Annotated in this window: 17 protein-coding genes; 6 read left to right on the forward strand and 11 right to left on the reverse strand. The window is 68.0% G+C overall.

From position 1 onward, the window contains the following. Window positions 1–10 precede the first annotated feature (10 nt). The 3 genes from aceB to RQG77_RS10160 all read left to right on the forward strand — a co-directional run bounded on the left by aceB (window position 11) and on the right by RQG77_RS10160 (window position 2665). The gene (aceB, locus tag RQG77_RS10150) at window positions 11–1693 is read left to right on the forward strand and encodes a malate synthase A (RefSeq protein WP_311244613.1); all 1683 of its coding nucleotides are present in this window, start codon (window positions 11–13) and stop codon (window positions 1691–1693) included. Between the two features lie 115 nt (window positions 1694–1808). Then, a complete protein-coding gene (locus RQG77_RS10155) occupies window positions 1809–2189 on the forward strand; it encodes a hypothetical protein (RefSeq protein ID WP_311244614.1) in 381 nt (126 codons plus the stop codon). Window positions 2190–2230: 41 nt separating this feature from the next. Beyond that, entirely contained in the window at window positions 2231–2665 is a 435-nt protein-coding gene (locus tag RQG77_RS10160) for a hypothetical protein (RefSeq protein ID WP_311244615.1), read from the forward strand. A 348-nt stretch (window positions 2666–3013) separates the two neighbouring features. Here RQG77_RS10160 and RQG77_RS10165 read toward each other — a convergent pair whose 3' ends face one another. Both RQG77_RS10165 and RQG77_RS10170 read right to left on the reverse strand, forming a co-directional pair. Continuing rightward, window positions 3014–4081 (reverse strand): helix-turn-helix domain-containing protein, encoded by a 1068-nt coding sequence (locus RQG77_RS10165; RefSeq protein ID WP_311244616.1) that lies wholly within the window; start codon window positions 4079–4081, stop codon window positions 3014–3016. Window positions 4082–4215: 134 nt separating this feature from the next. Then, window positions 4216–4725: an Lrp/AsnC family transcriptional regulator gene (locus RQG77_RS10170; protein ID WP_311244617.1), complete on the reverse strand. Its 510-nt coding sequence runs from the start codon at window positions 4723–4725 to the stop codon at window positions 4216–4218. Window positions 4726–4840: 115 nt separating this feature from the next. Here RQG77_RS10170 and ald point away from each other — a divergent pair, with 115 nt between their 5' ends. Next, on the forward strand, window positions 4841–5935 hold the full coding sequence (gene ald, locus RQG77_RS10175; RefSeq protein WP_311244618.1) for an alanine dehydrogenase: 1095 nt from the start codon (window positions 4841–4843) through the stop codon (window positions 5933–5935). 81 nt (window positions 5936–6016) lie between these two features. On the opposite strand, the gene RQG77_RS10180 is transcribed toward ald, so the two are convergent. The 8 genes from RQG77_RS10180 to RQG77_RS10215 form a co-directional block, all read right to left on the reverse strand. After that, entirely contained in the window at window positions 6017–6853 is an 837-nt protein-coding gene (locus tag RQG77_RS10180; RefSeq protein ID WP_311244619.1) for a fumarylacetoacetate hydrolase family protein, read from the reverse strand. Continuing rightward, complete coding sequence (locus tag RQG77_RS10185) at window positions 6853–7260, reverse strand: RidA family protein (RefSeq protein WP_311244620.1); 408 nt, start codon at window positions 7258–7260, stop codon at window positions 6853–6855. The genes RQG77_RS10180 and RQG77_RS10185 overlap by 1 nt, the downstream gene beginning before the upstream one ends. 81 nt (window positions 7261–7341) lie before the next feature. Further along, the gene (locus RQG77_RS10190; protein ID WP_311244621.1) at window positions 7342–9732 is read right to left on the reverse strand and encodes a bifunctional salicylyl-CoA 5-hydroxylase/oxidoreductase; all 2391 of its coding nucleotides are present in this window, start codon (window positions 9730–9732) and stop codon (window positions 7342–7344) included. A 1-nt stretch (window position 9733) separates the two neighbouring features. Next, entirely contained in the window at window positions 9734–11395 is a 1662-nt protein-coding gene (locus RQG77_RS10195; RefSeq protein ID WP_311244622.1) for an AMP-binding protein, read from the reverse strand. Window positions 11396–11429: 34 nt separating this feature from the next. Beyond that, on the reverse strand, window positions 11430–12296 hold the full coding sequence (locus RQG77_RS10200) for an acyl-CoA thioesterase domain-containing protein (RefSeq protein ID WP_311244623.1): 867 nt from the start codon (window positions 12294–12296) through the stop codon (window positions 11430–11432). Further along, complete coding sequence (locus tag RQG77_RS10205; RefSeq protein ID WP_311244624.1) at window positions 12293–12733, reverse strand: cupin domain-containing protein; 441 nt, start codon at window positions 12731–12733, stop codon at window positions 12293–12295. Before RQG77_RS10205 ends, RQG77_RS10200 begins: the two co-directional genes overlap by 4 nt. Window positions 12734–12811: 78 nt before the next feature. Continuing rightward, window positions 12812–13639 carry a PaaX family transcriptional regulator C-terminal domain-containing protein gene (locus RQG77_RS10210; protein ID WP_311244625.1) on the reverse strand — a complete coding sequence of 276 codons (828 nt, stop codon included), beginning with the start codon at window positions 13637–13639 and terminating at the stop codon, window positions 12812–12814. Between the two features lie 46 nt (window positions 13640–13685). Next, window positions 13686–14144 carry an Lrp/AsnC family transcriptional regulator gene (locus tag RQG77_RS10215; protein ID WP_311244626.1) on the reverse strand — a complete coding sequence of 153 codons (459 nt, stop codon included), beginning with the start codon at window positions 14142–14144 and terminating at the stop codon, window positions 13686–13688. Window positions 14145–14321: 177 nt separating this feature from the next. On the opposite strand from RQG77_RS10215, the gene RQG77_RS10220 reads away from it, so the two are divergent. Together RQG77_RS10220 and RQG77_RS10225 are read left to right on the forward strand one after the other, a co-directional pair. Further along, complete coding sequence (locus tag RQG77_RS10220; RefSeq protein WP_311244627.1) at window positions 14322–15752, forward strand: amino acid permease; 1431 nt, start codon at window positions 14322–14324, stop codon at window positions 15750–15752. 49 nt (window positions 15753–15801) lie between these two features. Then, a complete protein-coding gene (locus RQG77_RS10225) occupies window positions 15802–17001 on the forward strand; it encodes a pyridoxal phosphate-dependent aminotransferase (protein WP_311244628.1) in 1200 nt (399 codons plus the stop codon). Between the two features lie 105 nt (window positions 17002–17106). Here the strand turns inward: RQG77_RS10225 and RQG77_RS10230 are convergent, their stop codons facing one another. Beyond that, entirely contained in the window at window positions 17107–17508 is a 402-nt protein-coding gene (locus tag RQG77_RS10230; RefSeq protein WP_311244629.1) for a VOC family protein, read from the reverse strand. Between the last annotated feature and the right edge of the window lie 17 nt (window positions 17509–17525).

The raw sequence follows: 17525 nt of genomic DNA on the forward strand, positions 1-17525 counted from the left end.
GACGCAGACCATGACCACTCCCACCGCTCCCCCGACCATCAGCCCGACCACCGCTCCGATCCAGACCACGCAGCAGGGCCCCGCGATCACCGTCAGCGGTCCGCTGCGTGAGCGCTACGACGAGATCCTCACCCCCGAGGCGATCGCGTTCCTCACCGAGCTGCACCACCGCTTCGCCTCACGCCGCCACGATCGGCTGGCCGACCGGATGCGCCGTCGGTTCGAGATCGGCAACGGCCACGACCCCCGATTCCGCGACGACACCACGCACATCCGCCATGATGCCGAGTGGCGAGTCGCCGGCGCAGGTCCCGGCCTCGAGGACCGCCGCGTCGAGATCACCGGTCCGACCGATCCGAAGATGACGATCAACGCCCTGAACTCGGGCGCTCGGGTCTGGCTCGCAGACCAGGAGGATGCGACCAGCCCCACATGGAAGAACGTCATCGAGGGTCAGCTGTCCCTCCGTGACGCGATCCGCGGCGAGCTCTCCTTCACGGGCCCGTCGACCGAGTCGGGGCCGGGCAAGGAGTACCGCGTCACCGCGGAACGCACGCCCACCATCGTGATGCGCCCCCGCGGATGGCACCTGCCGGAGAAGCACCTGCAGTTCACCGATCGCGCGGGGCGCCGCACCGCGGCATCCGGTTCGCTCGTGGACTTCGGTCTCTACTTCTTCCACAACGCGAAGGAGCTCATCGCGAACGGGCGCGGCCCGTACTTCTACATCGCGAAGCTGGAGTCGAGCGAAGAGGCGAAGCTGTGGGACGACGTGTTCTCCTTCAGCGAGGAGTACATCGGAATCCCGCACGGCACGATCCGCGCCACCGTACTCATCGAGACGCTGCCCGCGGCGTTCGAGATGGACGAGATCCTGTACGAGCTGCGCGACCACTGCGCAGGCCTCAACGCCGGACGCTGGGACTACATCTTCTCCATCATCAAGAACTACCGCGGTCGCGGCGCGCGCTTCGTGCTCCCTGATCGCAGCGAGGTCACGATGACGGTGCCGTTCATGCGGGCATACACCGAACTGCTCGTGCAGACCTGCCACAAGCGGGGCGCCTACGCGATCGGCGGCATGAGCGCCTTCATCCCCAACCGCCGCGACCCCGATGTCACCGCGCGGGCGTTCGAGAAGGTGTCCGCCGATAAGAAGCGCGAGGCCGGCGACGGCTTCGACGGCACCTGGGTGGCTCACCCGGATCTGATCCCCACAGCGCAGGCGGAGTTCGACGCCGTGCTCGGCGACCGGCCGAATCAGCTCGATCGCCAGCGCCCCGAGGTCGCGGTGACCGCAGCGCAGCTACTCGACGTGCACATCGGGCGCCCGATCACGGCACGGGGCGTGCGTGACAACGTCTCGGTGGCGATCCGCTACCTCGAGGCGTGGCTGCGGGGGCTCGGCGCTGTCGCCATCGACAACCTGATGGAGGATGCCGCGACCGCCGAGATCAGCCGCTCGCAGGTGTGGCAGTGGATCCACCAGGACCGCACCACCGAAGACGGCACGCCGATCACGGCCGAGTACATCGAGGATCTGATCCGCGATGTGCTCGCCCAGGCGACGCGATCGGCCGGCGATCGGTTCGACGACGCGGCGGAGATCTTCCGTGACGTCGCGCTGCAGGAGGAGTTCCCGGCGTTCCTGACACTCGGCGCGTACAGCCGCTTCCTCGTCGAAGAGGACTGACTCACACTGCACAGAAGCCCCTCGGATGCCGCGATCCCGCATCCGAGGGGCTCTGCCGTTCCACCCCTGTGGACAACCGGGTTCGAGCGTCTCCGCCCCGCCCTACGCTCGCGGGATGCCGATACCTACGCCCCTTTCCGAACACGCTCTCCGCGTCCGCCGCACCACTTCCCTCAGCCTCGGTTCCGCGTCGCTCGCGCTCACCCTGCTGACAGCGATCCCGATCGCCCTGGTCCTGTTCGGCTTCGAGGAGACCGCTGTGCTCCGCATCCCCATAGAGTTCGTGCGTCCATCCCATACCATCGCGATCGCGACCGGCGCGGTCGGGCTCGTGGTCGGCGGGAATCTGCCACGTGAGGGTGTCCCCAGACCGAGACTCCCGGTGCAACTGGGGGTGGCGGCGCTCCTCACCGCCGGCACGTCCATGGTGCTGCTGGCGATGCCCGTGTTTCTCATGGTCGCCTCCCTGCTCGCCGGCATCCTGACCATGTTCTGACCGACGGCGCCTGTGATCACCGGCGGGCGTAGCCTGAGATCATGAGCGACGCCTGGTCCGACATCTCCGCCGAGTTCCTGCACCTGTACCCGCGTGGACGCCGCCTGCTCGTCGTCGCGGGAGCCGATGCCGAGCGTTCACGCCACGCGGCCGATGGCCTCGCCGCAGCTCTGACCGCCGCGGGCCAGCAGGTCGAGCGCGAGCACACGGACGATGGTGACGAGCAGGTTCTGCGGACCGATGTCATCGCTCCGTTTCGCGGGTCCCCCGACAGCGGCAGCGTGCTCGTCGTCTCGGGTCCGCCCGCGATGCTGAGTGAGACCGCTCGCGGTCTATGGAACTTCATCGTGTGGCAGCTCGCAGGAGACGAGGCCCCGCATGCGATCGCCTCGGCGCTCGTCGACGTGACCGACCCCGCGAATCCGATCCGGCGCTTCGCGGACTACTGCGCGCTTCCGTCGTCGTTCGGCGCCTGACGCGAACCCGGAGGTTCGCGGGTGCCTCGGTTCCCCCGACCGAAGCACCCGCACGTCCACCCGTTCTCCCGCGGGCGGTCCGTCGTACCCGGCGCTCACGCGCCTGTCCCCGAGCTTCCGGACGGGCGGTCCACCGCGTCCGGAAGCCGTGACAGCCGACGAACCCGAAGCCGGAGCTTCGTCGCCATCTGCCGTCATGACCCGCCTGGGGACACGGGCAAGCCCAGGTTATGCACGCGCAGAACGCGCCGGAAGAGACGCCGACCCATCTGTCACCCGGTGCACGAACCCCGGCACGCAGTGCACCCGTTGGCACGCGAATCGCGATCTCGTGTCACCGGATGACGGTCAGAGCGAGGGGCCGAGCTGCTCGTCGCTGAGCAGCATCGCCTCGGCCAGTCGCGGCGGCTGCGTGCGTGCGGCGAGGCGGAACGCACTGGGGCTCAGACCGACATGGCGGGAGAACTGCGCGCGCAGCGCGGCAGCGTCGGCGAACCCCGAGCGCAGGGCGACCGCCGCGAGATCCTGAGGAGGAGTCGACAGCAGCTCTTCCCTGGCCGTCACCAGGCGGCGGCGCAGCAGCCGGCCGGCGAGGCTCTCGTCCGTCCCCGCGTAGAGGCGGAACAGCTGGCGCCGACTGATGTGCAGCTCCGCCGCGAGCTCTTCGATACCGAAGCCGGCGTCGCGATGACGCCGCTCGATGATCCGCCCCGCTTCAGCGCGGAGCTCACTCGCCCGATCGGTCTCACCGTCGCCGGGGAACTGCCGGAAGAGACCACGCACCAGAGCGAGCAGCGCGGCTTCGGTGCCCGCGAGCGCTCCGGCACCCTGGTCTGGGTCCTTGGCCCATTCGAACAGCATCCGTCCGAACGACGCACCCGCTGCTCTCGTCAGGGGTGTGTCCGGGAACATGTCCGCGCCTCGTGCCAGCACGTGTCGATACCCCGGGATCGCCGACACAGGGACGACGACGCCGGTCGTGTCGCTCACGCCGAGATGCTCGACGGCCGAGGCGCCAAGACTCGACATGAATCCCATGCGCCCGACGCTCATGAGCTGGACGCCCGCAGCCGTGTGCAGCCGCTGGCCGCCCTGGTTCGACATCCCGACGATGATGATGTCCTCGTTCTCAGGGGAACCACGGTCGTAGCTCACGGTGTGCGCCGTCTCGAGGGTGCTGTAGAGCATCGTGGCCCCGATCGACCTGCGCAGGAGCGCCGCCTGGAACGCGTCGGGATCGTCGGCTCTCATGGTCCCGAAGTTGGAGAGCTGGAGCATCCCGCGATGTCCATCGAGACGGATCACCTCGTCAGAGAACCACTCGGGAACCGCACGCTCGTCATCGCCGGAGGGCGACGCCCACAGCCCCGTCGACAGCCTGCCCAGCCATGCGGCCAGCTCTGCATCATCGATCACCCGCGACATCGCAACCCCCAGCGGATGCGAGCCGCGTCGGCGTCGGCTGCACCGTCCCGGCCCTCACGATAGGCACCCGGCTGAGACCGTGCAATATACAGTCGACGGTTTCCGGCACCTGGCCAGCCCCTTCGCTAGCGGAACGAAGCCGCCACCGAATTCCGGTGATAGTCGAACACGATGCTGGTCCTCGTCGAGGCGACGCTCGACTGCGCCGACAGGTGCTCGAGCACGAACTCGCGCATCTCCGACGAGTCGGCGACGGCGATGTGCAGCAGGAAGTCGTCGTCTCCTCCGAGGAAGAACACCTGGATGACCTGCGGCAACACTCGCACGCGGTCGGCGAACTCGACGATGCTCTCCCTACGCCCGCTCGGACGCAGCGTCACACCGATGATCGCCTGCAGGCCCGCGCCCAGCATCCGCTCGTCGACACTCGCGTGGAAGCCGCTGATCACACCCCGGTCGACGAGGGCGCGCAGTCGCGCGTGCGCGGTCGAGGGCGCGACACCGAGGTGACCGGCGAGCTCGGCATTCGTCATCCTCCCGTCGTCGCTCAGCAGCTGGACGATTCGCGCATCGATCGCGTCGAGCGCCGGGGCCCGAAGAGTGTTCGACTGCGCGGCCTCGGATGACGTCTCCATGCGAACGATTATGCAGGATCTCCTGCCAGAGCGAATGTTCTTCAGGCATTCTGTCGATAGGTCGACGTTTCTGCGATTCTGGGATGTACCCACGCAACCGTCACTTGGAGGATCGATGAAGATCGGCGTGCCCACAGAGGTCAAGAACAACGAGAACCGCACCGCGCTGACGCCTGCGGGCGCCGACCGTCTGGTGCACGAGGGGCACCGCGTGCTCGTGCAGTCGGGCGCGGGCGTCGGTTCCGGCATCTCCGACGAGGCCTATCGCCTCGCCGGCGCAGAGATCGTCGACACGGCCGAAGAGACCTGGGGCAAGGCCGACCTGCTCATCAAGGTGAAGGAGCCGATCGCGCAGGAGTACGGCTTCCTGCGCCCAGACCTCACTCTCTTCACCTACCTGCACCTCGCGGCCGATCGCGCGCTGACCACCGCGCTCGTCGATGCGGGAACCACGGCCGTCGCCTACGAGACCGTGCAGCTGCCCGATCGCAGCCTGCCGCTGCTCGTGCCGATGAGCGAGATCGCCGGCCGCCTCTCGGTGACCATGGGCTCGTACTCCCTGATGCGGTCAGCGGGCGGACGAGGCGTGCTGATGGGTGGGATCGCCGGCGCTCCTCGCGCCAAGACCGTCGTGATCGGCGGCGGTGTCGCCGGGGAGCACGCGGCCGCCAACGCCCTCGGGCTCGGCTCTCAGGTGACCGTGATCGACATCTCGCTGCCGCGCCTCCGTGAGCTCGAGCACCGCTACGGCGGCGCTCTGCAGACCCGTGCGTCGAGCAGGTACGACATCGCCGAGGAGCTCGCGACGGCCGACCTCGTCATCGGCTCGGTGCTGATCCCCGGTGCCGCCGCGCCCAAGCTCGTCACCGACGACATGGTCGCCACGATGAAGCCCGGCTCGGTGCTCGTCGACATCGCGATCGACCAGGGCGGATGCTTCGAAGGCTCTCGTCCCACGACGCACGACGACCCCACCTTCGCCGTGCACGACTCGATCTACTACTGCGTCGCCAACATGCCGGGCGCCGTGCCCGAGACGGCCACCCGCGCCCTCACCAACGCCACCCTCCCCTACGTGTCGGCCATCGCCGGCGAGGGGTGGGAGCGAGCCGCAGCGGACGACGCCGCACTCGCCAAGGGCCTCAACGTGCAGGCTGGTCGCATCGCACTGGATGCCGTCGCCCGCGCGCACGGCTTCGCCACGGCGTGACCGACTGACCGGCTGAGCTGAGACACGCAGGAGGGCCGAGGAGTCGATCTCCCCGGCCCTCCTGCGTGCCATCGGTCGCGTCTAGCGTCCGTGGTCGAAGCGGATCGTGTTCCGGAGCGCGCCGATCCCCTCGATCTCAGTCGTGACCACGTCTCCGTCGCGCAGCCACCGCGGCTCCGGCATCCCGAGTGCCACGCCTCCCGGCGTCCCGGTGAGCACGATGTCACCGGGGCGGAGTGCCGTGATCTGCGACACATAGGCCACGAGGTCGGCCGCGTCGAAGACGAGCGCCGCGGTGTCGGCATCCTGCACGAGCTCGTCGTTCACCGCGCAGGTGATGCGCAGCCCGGAACTCGGATCGAGTTCGTCTGCGGTGACGACCCACGGCCCCACCGGCGTCGTCGCGTCGAACGCCTTGCCCTGCAGCCACTGCAGCGTGCGCTGCTGCCAGTCCCGCATCGAGATGTCGTTCGACACCGCATACCCGAGGATCGCCGCCCTCGCCTGCTCACGGTCGGCTCGATGCACTTCAGCGCCGACGATGACCGCCAGCTCCGCTTCCCAATCGAGCTTGCGCGTCTCGCGCACGACGATGTCGTCTGCGGGCCCGGTCAGCGTGTCTGCGAACTTGGCGAACAGAGTCGGGAACTCCGGCACCGGCCGCCCCGTCTCGACGATGTGGTCGCGATAGTTCAGGCCGCAGCAGAACACCTTCGCGGGCCGCGGCACCGGGTGGGCGAACTCGTGCGCGTCGACATCGGCCCTGGCCGGATGCCGCAGAGCATCCGCCGCTCGCGTGAGCCAGTCCGGGGCAGCGATCAGCTCCTGCACGTCGGACTCGTCGAGCAGCACCCATCCCGCCGCATCTCCCACCGCCGCGTGTGTGCCGCCGTCTCGGCGCACTGTCGCAAGACGCATCAGGAGTCCTGCGCGCCAGACAGGTGCGCGACGCCCTGGATCTCGATCAGCGCCTCCGGCTGCCAGAGCCGTGTCACGCCGATACCCGCCATCGCGGGGTACTCGGTGCCGGCGAGCTCGCGCCATCGTCTGCCGATCTCGCGGCCGTTGCGCTGATAGTCGTCGACGTCGGTGAGGTAGATGGTGACATCGACGAGGTCGCGTGGTTCGCCACCAGCCGTCGCCAGGGTGGTCAGCACGTTCGAGAACGCCTGGACGAACTGCTCCACGATGCCGCCAGGGACGATGTGCCCGGCGGCATCCATCGCCGTCTGACCGCCGAGGTAGACGAACTCTCCGGCTCGGACGCCGTGCGCGAATCCGCTCGGCTTCACGAGCGACTCGGGATTGATGATCTGCCGCGACATGTGCGGTCTCCTTCGTTTCGGACTGTCTGGGTGTCTGGACGTCTGGACGCCTGGGTGTCTGGGTGTCGATCGACGGCCGGCTCAGCGAGCCGACGCTTCTGCCCCCGCGAGCCGAGGCGCCCACCGCCGATGAGCGGTGTCGGCGCTCTCGTCCTGCGCATCTCGCACCAGCGCCAACCGCGGGCGCACCGCATCGGTGCGCGAGGTCGGGGGCTTGCGGGACCCGGCGCGCAACTGCGGCACCCACTCGGCGCCCGGGCCGCGATACCCCTGATCGGCGGCCGCATGCAGGGTCCACTGCGGATCCCACAGGTGGGTGCGACCGAGTGCGACCAGGTCGGCTCGGCCTGCCAGGAGGATCGAGTTGACGTCGTCGTGACTCGATATGGCTCCGACGGCGATCACGGAGACGCCCGCCGCGGCCGCGACGCGGTTGCGGATCGCATCGGCGAACGGCGTCTGATAGCTACGCCCGAACTGAGGTTTCTCGTGGGTCGCGATCTGCCCCGACGACACGTCGATCGCATCTGCGCCGTGGGCGATGAAGGCCCGGGCGATCTCGACGGAGTCGTCGATCGTGTTCCCGCCGTCGATCCAGTCCTCGGCGGAGAGCCGCACGGTCAGCGGCAGATCCTCCGGCCAGGCGGCGCGCATCGCGTCGAACACCTCGAGCGGATAGCGCAGGCGGTTCTCGAGAGAGCCGCCGTACTCGTCTGTGCGCCGGTTCGAGATCGGAGAGAGGAACGACGAGATGAGGTATCCGTGCGCCGCGTGCAGCTCCGCCAGATCGAACCCCGCGGCCGCTGCACGTCGCGTCGCCGCCACGAACTCCTCGCGGATCACGGACATGGTCGTCCGATCGATCTCCTCGGGCACCTGATTCTTCGGCCCGTACGGGAGCGCCGACGGTGCCACGGTCTTCCAGTTGTCCTGCTCGAGCGGCCGGTCGATCCCCTCCCACATCCGGCGAGTGGAACCCTTGCGACCGGAGTGTCCGATCTGCACGCCGATCATGGCGGTCGAGTTGCCGTGCACATAGCCGACGATGCGCTGCCAGCCATCCGCCTGCGTGTCCGAATAGAGCCCCGCGCACCCCGGCGTGATGCGCCCCTCGGACGACACGCACACCATCTCCGTCATCACGAGGCCGGCACCGCCCATCGCCTTCGAGCCGAGGTGCACCAGGTGGAAGTCACCCGGCACACCCTCGACCGACGAATACATGTCCATCGGCGAGACCACGATGCGGTTCTTGAGTTCGAGTCGTCCGATGCGATGGGGTCGGAACATCGCCGGCTCGTCGGCCTCGCGACTCGCCAGCGGCGCGCCGCGCACGACCTCGCTCGCGAAGGCGGGGTCGCGCACCGCCAGGTTGTCGAGGGTGATGCGCCTGCTGCGGGTGAGCAGGTTGAAGGCGAACTGCAGGGGTTCCTGGTCTGCGTACTGGCCGATCCTCTCGAACCACTCGAGCGAAGCCTGCGCCGCGCGCTGCGTCGATGCGACCACGGGCCGACGCTCGGCTTCATAGGCGACGAGCGCGTCGTCGAGCGAGACATGCTCGTGCACGCAGGCGGCGAGCGCGAGAGCATCCTCCATCGCCAGCTTCGTGCCCGAGCCGATCGAGAAGTGCGCGGTGTGCGCCGCGTCGCCGAGGATCACGAGGTTCTCATGATGCCAGTGCTCGTTGCGCACCGTGGTGAAGTTGAGCCACTTGGAGTTGTTGGTCAGCACCTCGTGACCGTCGAGCACCTCGGCGAAGAGATCTCGGATCCGATCGACCGAGTACTGATCGCTGGCGCCGGGCGGGAAGAGCTCGCCCTCGGTGGCGTCCAGACCGGCCGCGCGCCAGACGTCCTCATGCATCTCGATGAGGAACGTGCTGCTCCCGTCGGAGTACGGGTAGCCGTGCAGCTGCATGATGCCGTGCGGCGTGTGCTGCACAGCGAACGTGAACGCCTCGAACACCCTGTCGGTGCCGAGCCACATGTACTTCGAGACGCGACGATCGAGATCCGGGCCGAAGCGATCGGCGAACTGCCCTCGCACGAAGGAGTTCACGCCGTCGGCCGCGAGCACGAGATCGTACTCAGCCATCAGCTCGGCGGCATCAGGAGCAGGAGTGCGGAACCGGATGTCGACATCGAGCTCGAGACACCGCTGCTGCAGGAGCTGCAGCAGCTCCTTGCGTCCCATCGCCGCGAACCCCTGCCCGCCGACAGTGTGCGTCGTGCCGCCGAACACGATGTCGATGTCGGTCCACCGGGCGAACTGCTCGCCCATGCGCGCGGCGATGACCGGGTCGGCGTTCTCGATCCCTCCGAGGGTCTCATCGCTGAAGACCACGCCGAACCCGAAGGTGTCGTCGGGGGCGTTGCGCTCCCACACGGTGATCTCGTGGGTGGGGTCGAGCTGCTTCATGAGTGCGGCGAAGTAGAGCCCTCCGGGCCCTCCGCCGATGACGGCTACGCGCATGTCAGGCTCCTTGAGTGTCGGATACGGCGAGGTCGAGCGCTGCGGCCGCTCGTTCGCGAAGGATGAAGTGCTGCACCTTGCCGCTGGGGTTGCGGGGCAGCTCGGTGAGATAGTCGATGCGGCGAGGGCACTTGTACACCGCGAGGTGGGCCTTGACGTGGTCGAGGATGTCGGCGGTGAGCGCATCAGAGGGCGCGATGCCCGCGCGAGGCACGACGAATGCGGCGACGATCATGCCCCGTTCGGGATCGAGGCACCCGATGACCGCGCATTCGAGCACGTCGTCATGGCTGAGCACCACCTCCTCCACCTCGGGCGCCCCGACGTTGTAGCCGGCCGTGACGATCATCGAGTCGTTGCGGGCCTGGAAGGTGAAGTAGCCGTCCTCGTCCTGCACGAACGTGTCGCCGGTGATGTTCCACCCGTCGTGGACGTACACGCTCTGCCGCTCGTCGTCGAGGTAACGGCATCCCGTCGGGCCGATCACCGCCAGCCTGCCCGGCTCACCCGCGCCCAGCTCGCGCCCGTCGTCGTCGAGGATGGCCGCGCGGTAGCCGGGCACGGCCCGTCCGGTCGCACCGGGGCGGATGTCGTCTCCGGATGCCGAGATGAACACGTGCAGCATCTCGGTCGCGCCGATGCCGTTGATCAGTCGGAGTCCGCTGGCTGCCTCGACGGCCTCGAACGTCGAGATCGTGAGGTGCTCTCCGGCTGCGACGCCGATGCGCAGCCGACGGAGCTCCCCCGCGAGCCCCTCTTTGATGATGCTGCGATATCCGGTGGGCGCGGTGTAGAGCACCGTGATCCCCAGGGGCTCGATGAGCTTCGCGAGCTCGATCGGTGTGGCCCGCTCGACGAGCACCATCGCACCGCCGGTCCGCAGCGGGAACACGACGTTGCCGCCGAGCCCGAAGGTGAACGCGAGCGGCGCGGTGCTCGCGCTCACGTCGTCCGCGGTCAGGTGCAGCACGTGCCGCGCGAAGGTGTCGGCGTTGGCGAGGATGTCGCGATGGAAGTGCATCGTGATCTTCGGCACTCCGGTGGTGCCGCTGGTCGCGCCGAGGAGGGCGACATCGTCTGCGGCGGTGTCCACCGGATCGAACACGCCTCGCTTGGAGTCGCACGCCCGCACGAGTTCGTCGTCGTCTCCGCCGGCCACGACGATCGCAGGCGGCGCGTGCATCTCGGCGAAGGCGATCTCTGCGTCCGAGACGCCTCGCCGATCGACGATGGCGACGCGCGGCCGCACGCGCTCCGCGATGGGACGCAGCTCCCTGGCCTTCCACGCCACCATGGTGGTGACCACGATCATCCCGGCTCTGAGCGCGCCGAGCCAGCATGCCACGGTCCATGGACCGTTGAGCATGCGCAGCAGCACCCGGTTTCCCGGCACGAGACCGAGATCCTCGGTGAGCACCTGGGCGAACTGGTCGGCGCGCCGGCGGAGCTCGCCGTAGCTCCAGGTGGTCCCGTCTGCGAGCAGGATCGCCGTGCGATCGGCGCCGAGCTCGTCGATGGTCCGGTCGAGGAGTTCGACGGCCGCATTCAGTCGCTCCGGGTAGAGGACGTCCGGAATCGTGAACTCGAGAGTGGGCCAGAGGTGGGCAGGTGGCAGCGAGTCACGTGCGAACGTGTCGACGTGCGCTGAGCGGGAAAGCATCATTGCCGGTCCCTTCGGAAGTGAAGATGGATTGTGGTCAGAGCGGACGACCCGGGCGGATCATCCCCTCCTGAGCGACGGTCGCGACCAGGCGTCCGTCGCGGGTGTAGAACCGGCCTAGGCCGAGACCGCGCCCGTCGGAGATCGCTGCGCTCTCCTGCGCGTAGAGCAGCCACTCGTCGGCGCGTGCTGGCGCGTGGAACCACATGGCGTGGTCGAGGCTGGCCGTGACGAGACCTTCGTCGCGCCACGGAAGTCCGAGGACGCGCAGCATCGGCTCAAGGATCGTGTAGTCGCAGACATAGGCCAGCGCGAGTTGGTGCGTGCGGGGGTCGTCGTCGAGTCTGTCGAAGGAACGCACCCACACCGCCTGGTGCGCCGTGCGGTCGCCTTCGATCTCGATGTAGACGGTGCCCGGCACGTGTCGCATGTCGAAGCTGCGCCCGTGCGACCAGTAGTCGATGTCGGCGCCCTCGACCCCCGAGAGCACCTCGGCGGATGAGCGGAGCAGCTCGGGCATGGGTGCATCCGGCATCGGCGGGGCGTGCTCGGGGAACGATTCGGGGACGTGGAACGATGCCGTCGCCATGAACGCGAGCTTTCCGCGCTGATAGCCCCGCACGTGCCTCGTCGAGAACCCCCGGCCGTCGCGGATCACCTCGACCTCGTAGTGCACCGGCTCCGCGACGTCGACGCCGCGGAGGAACGTGCTGTGCACTGAGTGCAGCGACCGGTCGTCATCGACCGTGCGGAGGGCCGCTGCGATGCTCTGAGCGACGGTGTCCCCTCCGTAGGCCTTGGGCCACGGCACCGGCTGCGGCTGCGCCTCGAAGGCTCGGTCCGTCTGCGTCGTCGTCACCTCGGTGAGAGCGATGGCGCGATGGAAGGCGGCGGACGTGCTCATACGCGCCGGAAGCCGTCGAGCGTGGCGTCGTCGACGTCGTCGAGGTTGACGACGATGTTGTCGGGCGTGCGTGTGGTCAGCCAGACGAGCTCGTCGGTCACCGACATGTTGGCCTCCACATGCGGCATGAACGGCGGCACGAACACCCAGTCACCGGCCGTCATGTCGAGATGCTCGCGGTACCCTTCGCCGAAGTAGATGCGGGCCGAGCCTCGGAGGACGTATCCTCCGGTCTCCGCCTCACCGTGGTGATGCGGCAGCGATCGGTAGCCGGGATCGTTCGACACCTGGCCGAACCAGATCTTCGTCGCCTCGGTGTGCTGCGGTCCGACCCCGGAGACGCGGACGCACCCTCCCGACGACATCGTCTGGGTGTCTTCTTCGCCGGTGCGGGTCACCTGCGGGGTCCGATCCCAGCGCAGTTCGTGCTCGGTCATGAAAGCTCCTTCGCTCCGTGTCGAAGAAGTGTCACACACGTGACGATCGTCACGCAAGTGCGATACCAATATGCAGCGTCAGGTCATGACGGAGGCCACGAAGCGTTCGGCGGCCGGCTCCAGGTGCTCGTGCAGTTCGGCGAACAGGCGTCCGGCCTCGACGCCGATCCACCCTTCGGGCAGCAGGTCCAGCGGCAGCCCCGGATCGAGATACACCAGCCGCCTCCACTGCGTGATCGCCCGGACATGCGCGGCGAATGCCGCCCGCTCATCGGTCTCGCCCAGCATCCCTCCGTAGTTGTCGACGAATCCGCGGTAGAGCGGCTCCATCGCGGCGAGATCCCACCAGTCCCGCACGGCGTCCTCGAGCGGATCCAATGAGATGCGGGAGCCGAGGAAGAGCTCGACATAGCCGTGTAGGCCCGCTCGACGAAGCGCCGTCCCGGTCTCGTCGGCGATCAGCCCCGGCGCGATCCAGAGCCCGCCACTCACCTGACCGAACCCCAGTCGCTGCAGGATCTTGCGCAGCTGGTGACGCAGCGGGCGCTCGCTCTCGGGGACACTGAACGATGCGAGCAGCCACGGGTCGCCCGGCCGCGCCCTGCGCGACTCGAAGATGCGTCGGTCACCCGCCGAGAACACCGCCTCGAGCGAGGACGAAAGGCGGTAGGAGCCTCCACCCTCGGTCACGAGGATGCCGCGCTGCTTCAGTCTCGACACGGAGGAGCGCACCACGCCGGCGTCGACTCCCAGCGCGGACATCATCTCGATGAGGGACGCGATGCGGATCTCGCCGCCGTGGGCGCGGACGTAGCGCCCGAACACCGTCACTATGAGGTGCTGCGGCCGGACCCCGCCCTCGGGCATCAGATCGTCCGCATCCACCGCATCGCCGCCCGTGCTCATGAGCACTCAGCGTACTGGTCTGACCGGGCGAGTCCGGGAGCGGCGCTCATGCCGGCGCTGTGCCTGCCGCATGGTCGAAGATCAGCTGGGTCTGCGACTGGCCGAGATCCGGATGGGAACCCACGTGCACCCTGATGAACTCGCGCAGCGCGGGCACGTCGGCCATCGCGACGTGGATCACGACGTCCCGGTCTCCGCCGAGCAGGAACACCTGCTGCACGCCGGGGATCGCCTGCATCAGCGGAATCAGCTCGGTGACCTGGCTGCGGGCATGATCGAGCACCGCCACCGAGATCAACGCGCTGATCGCCGCACCTGCGGCCTGAGGATCGACGACCGCACGGTACCCGCGGATGACCCCGGCATCCTCGAGCATCCGCACCCGCCCGTGACACGTCGAGGGCGCGAGCCCCACACGGACCGCCAGCTCTTTGTTCGACAGGCGTCCATCCTGCGACAGCTCGCGGAGGATCCGCCTGTCGGAATCGGTCAGTGTGAACGTCATCGTTCGCCTTTCAGTTGCGGCGTCTTCGCCGAATCCCGTACGAAAAATCTCGGCCTTCTCGAATCATCTTCATGACTGTGCCATTTCGCTCGAATCCTTGCAAGACTCGCGTCGCGCTGGGGGCGATGACTCGCCGCGGCGCCCCTCATCCGCACGCAACGACGCTGAAGGACGACCATGGCTGAATTCTCCGACATCCAGACCCGAGAGATCGGGCTGCAGAAGTCGCTCACCGCACGGCAGCTCGGGATGATCGCACTCGGCGGGGCGATCGGCACCGGGTTGTTCCTCGGCAGCCGGTTCGCGATCGGCTTCGCCGGCCCGAGCGTCGTGCTGAGCTATCTGATCGGCGGCATGATCGCGCTGATGCTCATGGCCGGACTCGCCGAGATGACAGTGCAGCATCCCACCTCCGGATCGTTCGGAGCGTACGCGGAGCACTACATCGGCCCTCTCGCCGGGTTCCTGGTGCGCTACATGTACTGGGGCTGCATCGTGCTCGCGGTCGGCACCGAGGTGACGGCGGTCGGCGAATACATGCAGCTGTGGTTCCCCGGGATCCCTCCGTGGATCTGGGTGATCGTCTTCGGCGGAGCGCTGATCCTCGTCAACGCAATGAACGTGAAGAGCTTCGGCACGCTCGAATACTGGTTCTCGGCGATCAAGGTGTTCGCGATCCTCGCGTTCATCGTGGTGGCGGGCTGGCTGGTCTTCTTCGCGGGAGACGAGAAGCGCGGGGTGCACAACTGGGGCGCCGAAGGGGGCTTCATGCCGAACGGTCTGAGCGGCATGTGGTTCGCCGTGATCGTCTCGATCTTCAGCTACCTCAGCATCGAGATGATCGCGGTCGCCGCAGGAGAGGCAGCCGAACCCGAGAAGGCCGTGAAGAAGGCGTTCAAGGTCACCGCCTTCCGTCTGCTCATCTTCTACATCCTGACGTTGTCGCTCATCGTGTCGATCGCCCCGGTCTCCGAGATCCTGTCGGGTTCGAGCCCGTTCGTCACGGTCATGCAGGTCATCGGCATCCCGTTCGCCGACTCGGTTCTGAACTTCGTCGTCATCATCGCCGCACTCTCGGCGATGAACAGCCAGCTGTACATCTCGACCCGCATGATGTTCTCACTGTCGCGCGCCGGCGAGGCACCTCGGATGTTCGGCAAGGTGGGGCGGAACGGAGCGCCGCTCAACGCGCTGCTGCTGTCGACCGGAGGCATCGCCGTCGCGACCGGAATCTACGTGCTGAACCCGGCGGACGCCTTCACCATCATGTTCGCGATCTCGATGTTCGGTGCCCTGTTCACCTGGTTCATGATCTTCGTGACGCACGTCGCGTTCCGTCGTCGGCTCGCAGCACAGGGAGTGAAGCCGAAGTACACCGTGTGGGGAGCGCGGGTCGGCGCTGTCATCGGTGCCGTCCTGATGATCGCGATCGCGATCTCGACCGCCCTCACCGAGGAGTTCCGCGCGACGCTGCCCTTCGGCATCCCGTGCCTGGTGACAGCGATCGGTGCGTACTTCATCGTGCAGAGGCGTCGTCGGCGCGCGGCGGCGGGCGTGATGACATCGGCGGAATCCGCAGTCGGCGCCGTCAAGAACAGCGATTCTTGACGGCGCCCGACCCGTCATCGACAGCGTCGACCCGAGTACGCTCGTAATCGTGACCGAACGCGCTCCTCTCTCTCGCAAGCTGTCCGCCATCGCCGAATCGGCGACCCTCAAGGTCGATGCCAAGGCGAAGGCCCTCAAGGCCGAAGGCAAGCCCGTCATCTCGTATGCCGCGGGCGAGCCTGACTTCGCGACACCGCAGTTCATCGTCGATGCCGCGGCCGAGGCTCTGGCGGATCCGGCGAGCTACCGATACACCCCGGCGCCCGGCCTGCCCGCGCTGCGCGAGGCCATCGCCGCGAAGACGCTGCGCGACTCGGGACTCGAGGTCTCGCCGAGCCAGGTCATCGTCACCAACGGCGGCAAGCAGTCGGTGTACCAGGCCTTCCAGGCCGTGGTGAATCCGGGCGACGAGGTGCTGCTGCCCGCGCCGTACTGGACCACCTACCCCGAGGCGATCCGCCTCGCCGACGGCACTCCGGTCGAGGTCTTCGCCGGCGCCGACCAGGACTACAAGGTCACCGTCGAGCAGCTCGAGGCCGCTCGCACCGAGCGCACGACCGTGCTCGTCTTCGTGTCGCCCTCCAACCCGACGGGCTCCGTGTACACCGCCGAGGAGACCGCGGCCATCGGCGAGTGGGCGCTCGATCACGGCATCTGGGTGGTCTCCGACGAGATCTACCAGAACCTCACCTACGAGGGCGTCAAGGCGACCTCCATCGTCGAGGCCGTTCCTGCTCTCGCCGGCCAGACCATCCTCGTCAACGGCGTCGCGAAGACCTACGCGATGACCGGCTGGCGTGTGGGCTGGATGGTCGGACCCGCGGATGCCATCAAGATCGCCGGCAACCTGCAGTCACACCTCTCGAGCAACGTCAACAACGTCGCCCAGAAGGCAGCGATCGCGGCGCTCACCGGCCCCCAGACCGAGGCCGAGCAGTTCCGCGAGGCCTTCGACCGCCGACGCCGCCTCATCGTGTCGGAGCTGTCGAAGATCGACGGCCTCGTCGTGCCGAACCCGCTCGGCGCCTTCTACGTCTACCCCGATGTGCAGGGCCTGCTCGGCCGCACCTGGGACGGCGTGACGCCGACCACCTCGCTCGAACTCGCGGACTTCATCCTCGAGCGTGCCGAGGTCGCGGTCGTCCCGGGTGAGGCCTTCGGCCCGTCCGGATACATCCGCATGTCGTACGCGCTCGGCGACGACCAGCTCCTCGAGGGTGTGCAGCGCCTGCAGCGACTGTTCAGCTGACCCCGCATCACCGACGCCCCGCCTCGCCGAGGACGCCCCACCGGGCAGACGTCGGCGAGGTGGGGCGTCGTCGTGCAGGGGGACGTCGGCGATGGGCGGCCGACGTCACTCCTCGTCGTGGAATCCGATGAGCCAGCGGATGCCGTAGCGGTCGACGAGGGTGCCGTCATAGTCGCCCCACGGTCGCTTCTGCAGGGCATCGATCACTCGCCCCTCCACGGACAGCCGATCGAACCAGCTGGTCAGGGTCGATGCATCGGCCGTGCCGAGCAGCGAGAGGAACATGCCGCTCATCTGCACGGCATCGTCGTCGGCTCCGGCGTCGGCACCTGCCAGCTCGACCGGGCCGGACAGCTGCCCGTGGGCGATCGCATCGCCGGGGCCGTCGTGGCGACCCGCCTGCGAGTAGGCGAGCAGTTGCAGATCTCCGCCGAAGACGGAGCGGTAGTGCTCCAGGGCCTCGGCCGCGTTTCCCGGGAACAGCAGGTAGGGGATCAGTCCGCTCATGCCGCGAGTGTACGGCG

Origin of the sequence: Microbacterium sp. WCS2018Hpa-23 (assembly GCF_031843845.1) — a bacterium.
Lineage (GTDB): Bacteria > Actinomycetota > Actinomycetes > Actinomycetales > Microbacteriaceae > Microbacterium.

Bases quoted from the DNA above. Each gene is read 5' to 3' on its own strand.
- RQG77_RS10200 (WP_311244623.1), bottom strand. From the start codon at position 12,296: ATGAGCACGTCCGCCGCCTTCCATCGCGCCATCGCTCTCACCGAGGTG.
- RQG77_RS10190 (WP_311244621.1), bottom strand. From the start codon at position 9,732: ATGCGCGTAGCCGTCATCGGCGGAGGGCCCGGAGGGCTCTACTTCGCC.
- RQG77_RS10170 (WP_311244617.1), bottom strand. From the start codon at position 4,725: ATGGAGACGTCATCCGAGGCCGCGCAGTCGAACACTCTTCGGGCCCCG.
- RQG77_RS10230 (WP_311244629.1), bottom strand. From the start codon at position 17,508: ATGAGCGGACTGATCCCCTACCTGCTGTTCCCGGGAAACGCGGCCGAG.
- RQG77_RS10180 (WP_311244619.1), bottom strand. From the start codon at position 6,853: ATGCGTCTTGCGACAGTGCGCCGAGACGGCGGCACACACGCGGCGGTG.
- RQG77_RS10185 (WP_311244620.1), bottom strand. From the start codon at position 7,260: ATGTCGCGGCAGATCATCAATCCCGAGTCGCTCGTGAAGCCGAGCGGA.
- RQG77_RS10155 (WP_311244614.1), top strand. From the start codon at position 1,809: ATGCCGATACCTACGCCCCTTTCCGAACACGCTCTCCGCGTCCGCCGC.
- RQG77_RS10160 (WP_311244615.1), top strand. From the start codon at position 2,231: ATGAGCGACGCCTGGTCCGACATCTCCGCCGAGTTCCTGCACCTGTAC.
- RQG77_RS10205 (WP_311244624.1), bottom strand. From the start codon at position 12,733: ATGACCGAGCACGAACTGCGCTGGGATCGGACCCCGCAGGTGACCCGC.
- RQG77_RS10195 (WP_311244622.1), bottom strand. From the start codon at position 11,395: ATGATGCTTTCCCGCTCAGCGCACGTCGACACGTTCGCACGTGACTCG.
- RQG77_RS10220 (WP_311244627.1), top strand. From the start codon at position 14,322: ATGGCTGAATTCTCCGACATCCAGACCCGAGAGATCGGGCTGCAGAAG.
- ald (WP_311244618.1), top strand. From the start codon at position 4,841: ATGAAGATCGGCGTGCCCACAGAGGTCAAGAACAACGAGAACCGCACC.
- RQG77_RS10210 (WP_311244625.1), bottom strand. From the start codon at position 13,639: ATGAGCACGGGCGGCGATGCGGTGGATGCGGACGATCTGATGCCCGAG.
- RQG77_RS10215 (WP_311244626.1), bottom strand. From the start codon at position 14,144: ATGACGTTCACACTGACCGATTCCGACAGGCGGATCCTCCGCGAGCTG.
- aceB (WP_311244613.1), top strand. From the start codon at position 11: ATGACCACTCCCACCGCTCCCCCGACCATCAGCCCGACCACCGCTCCG.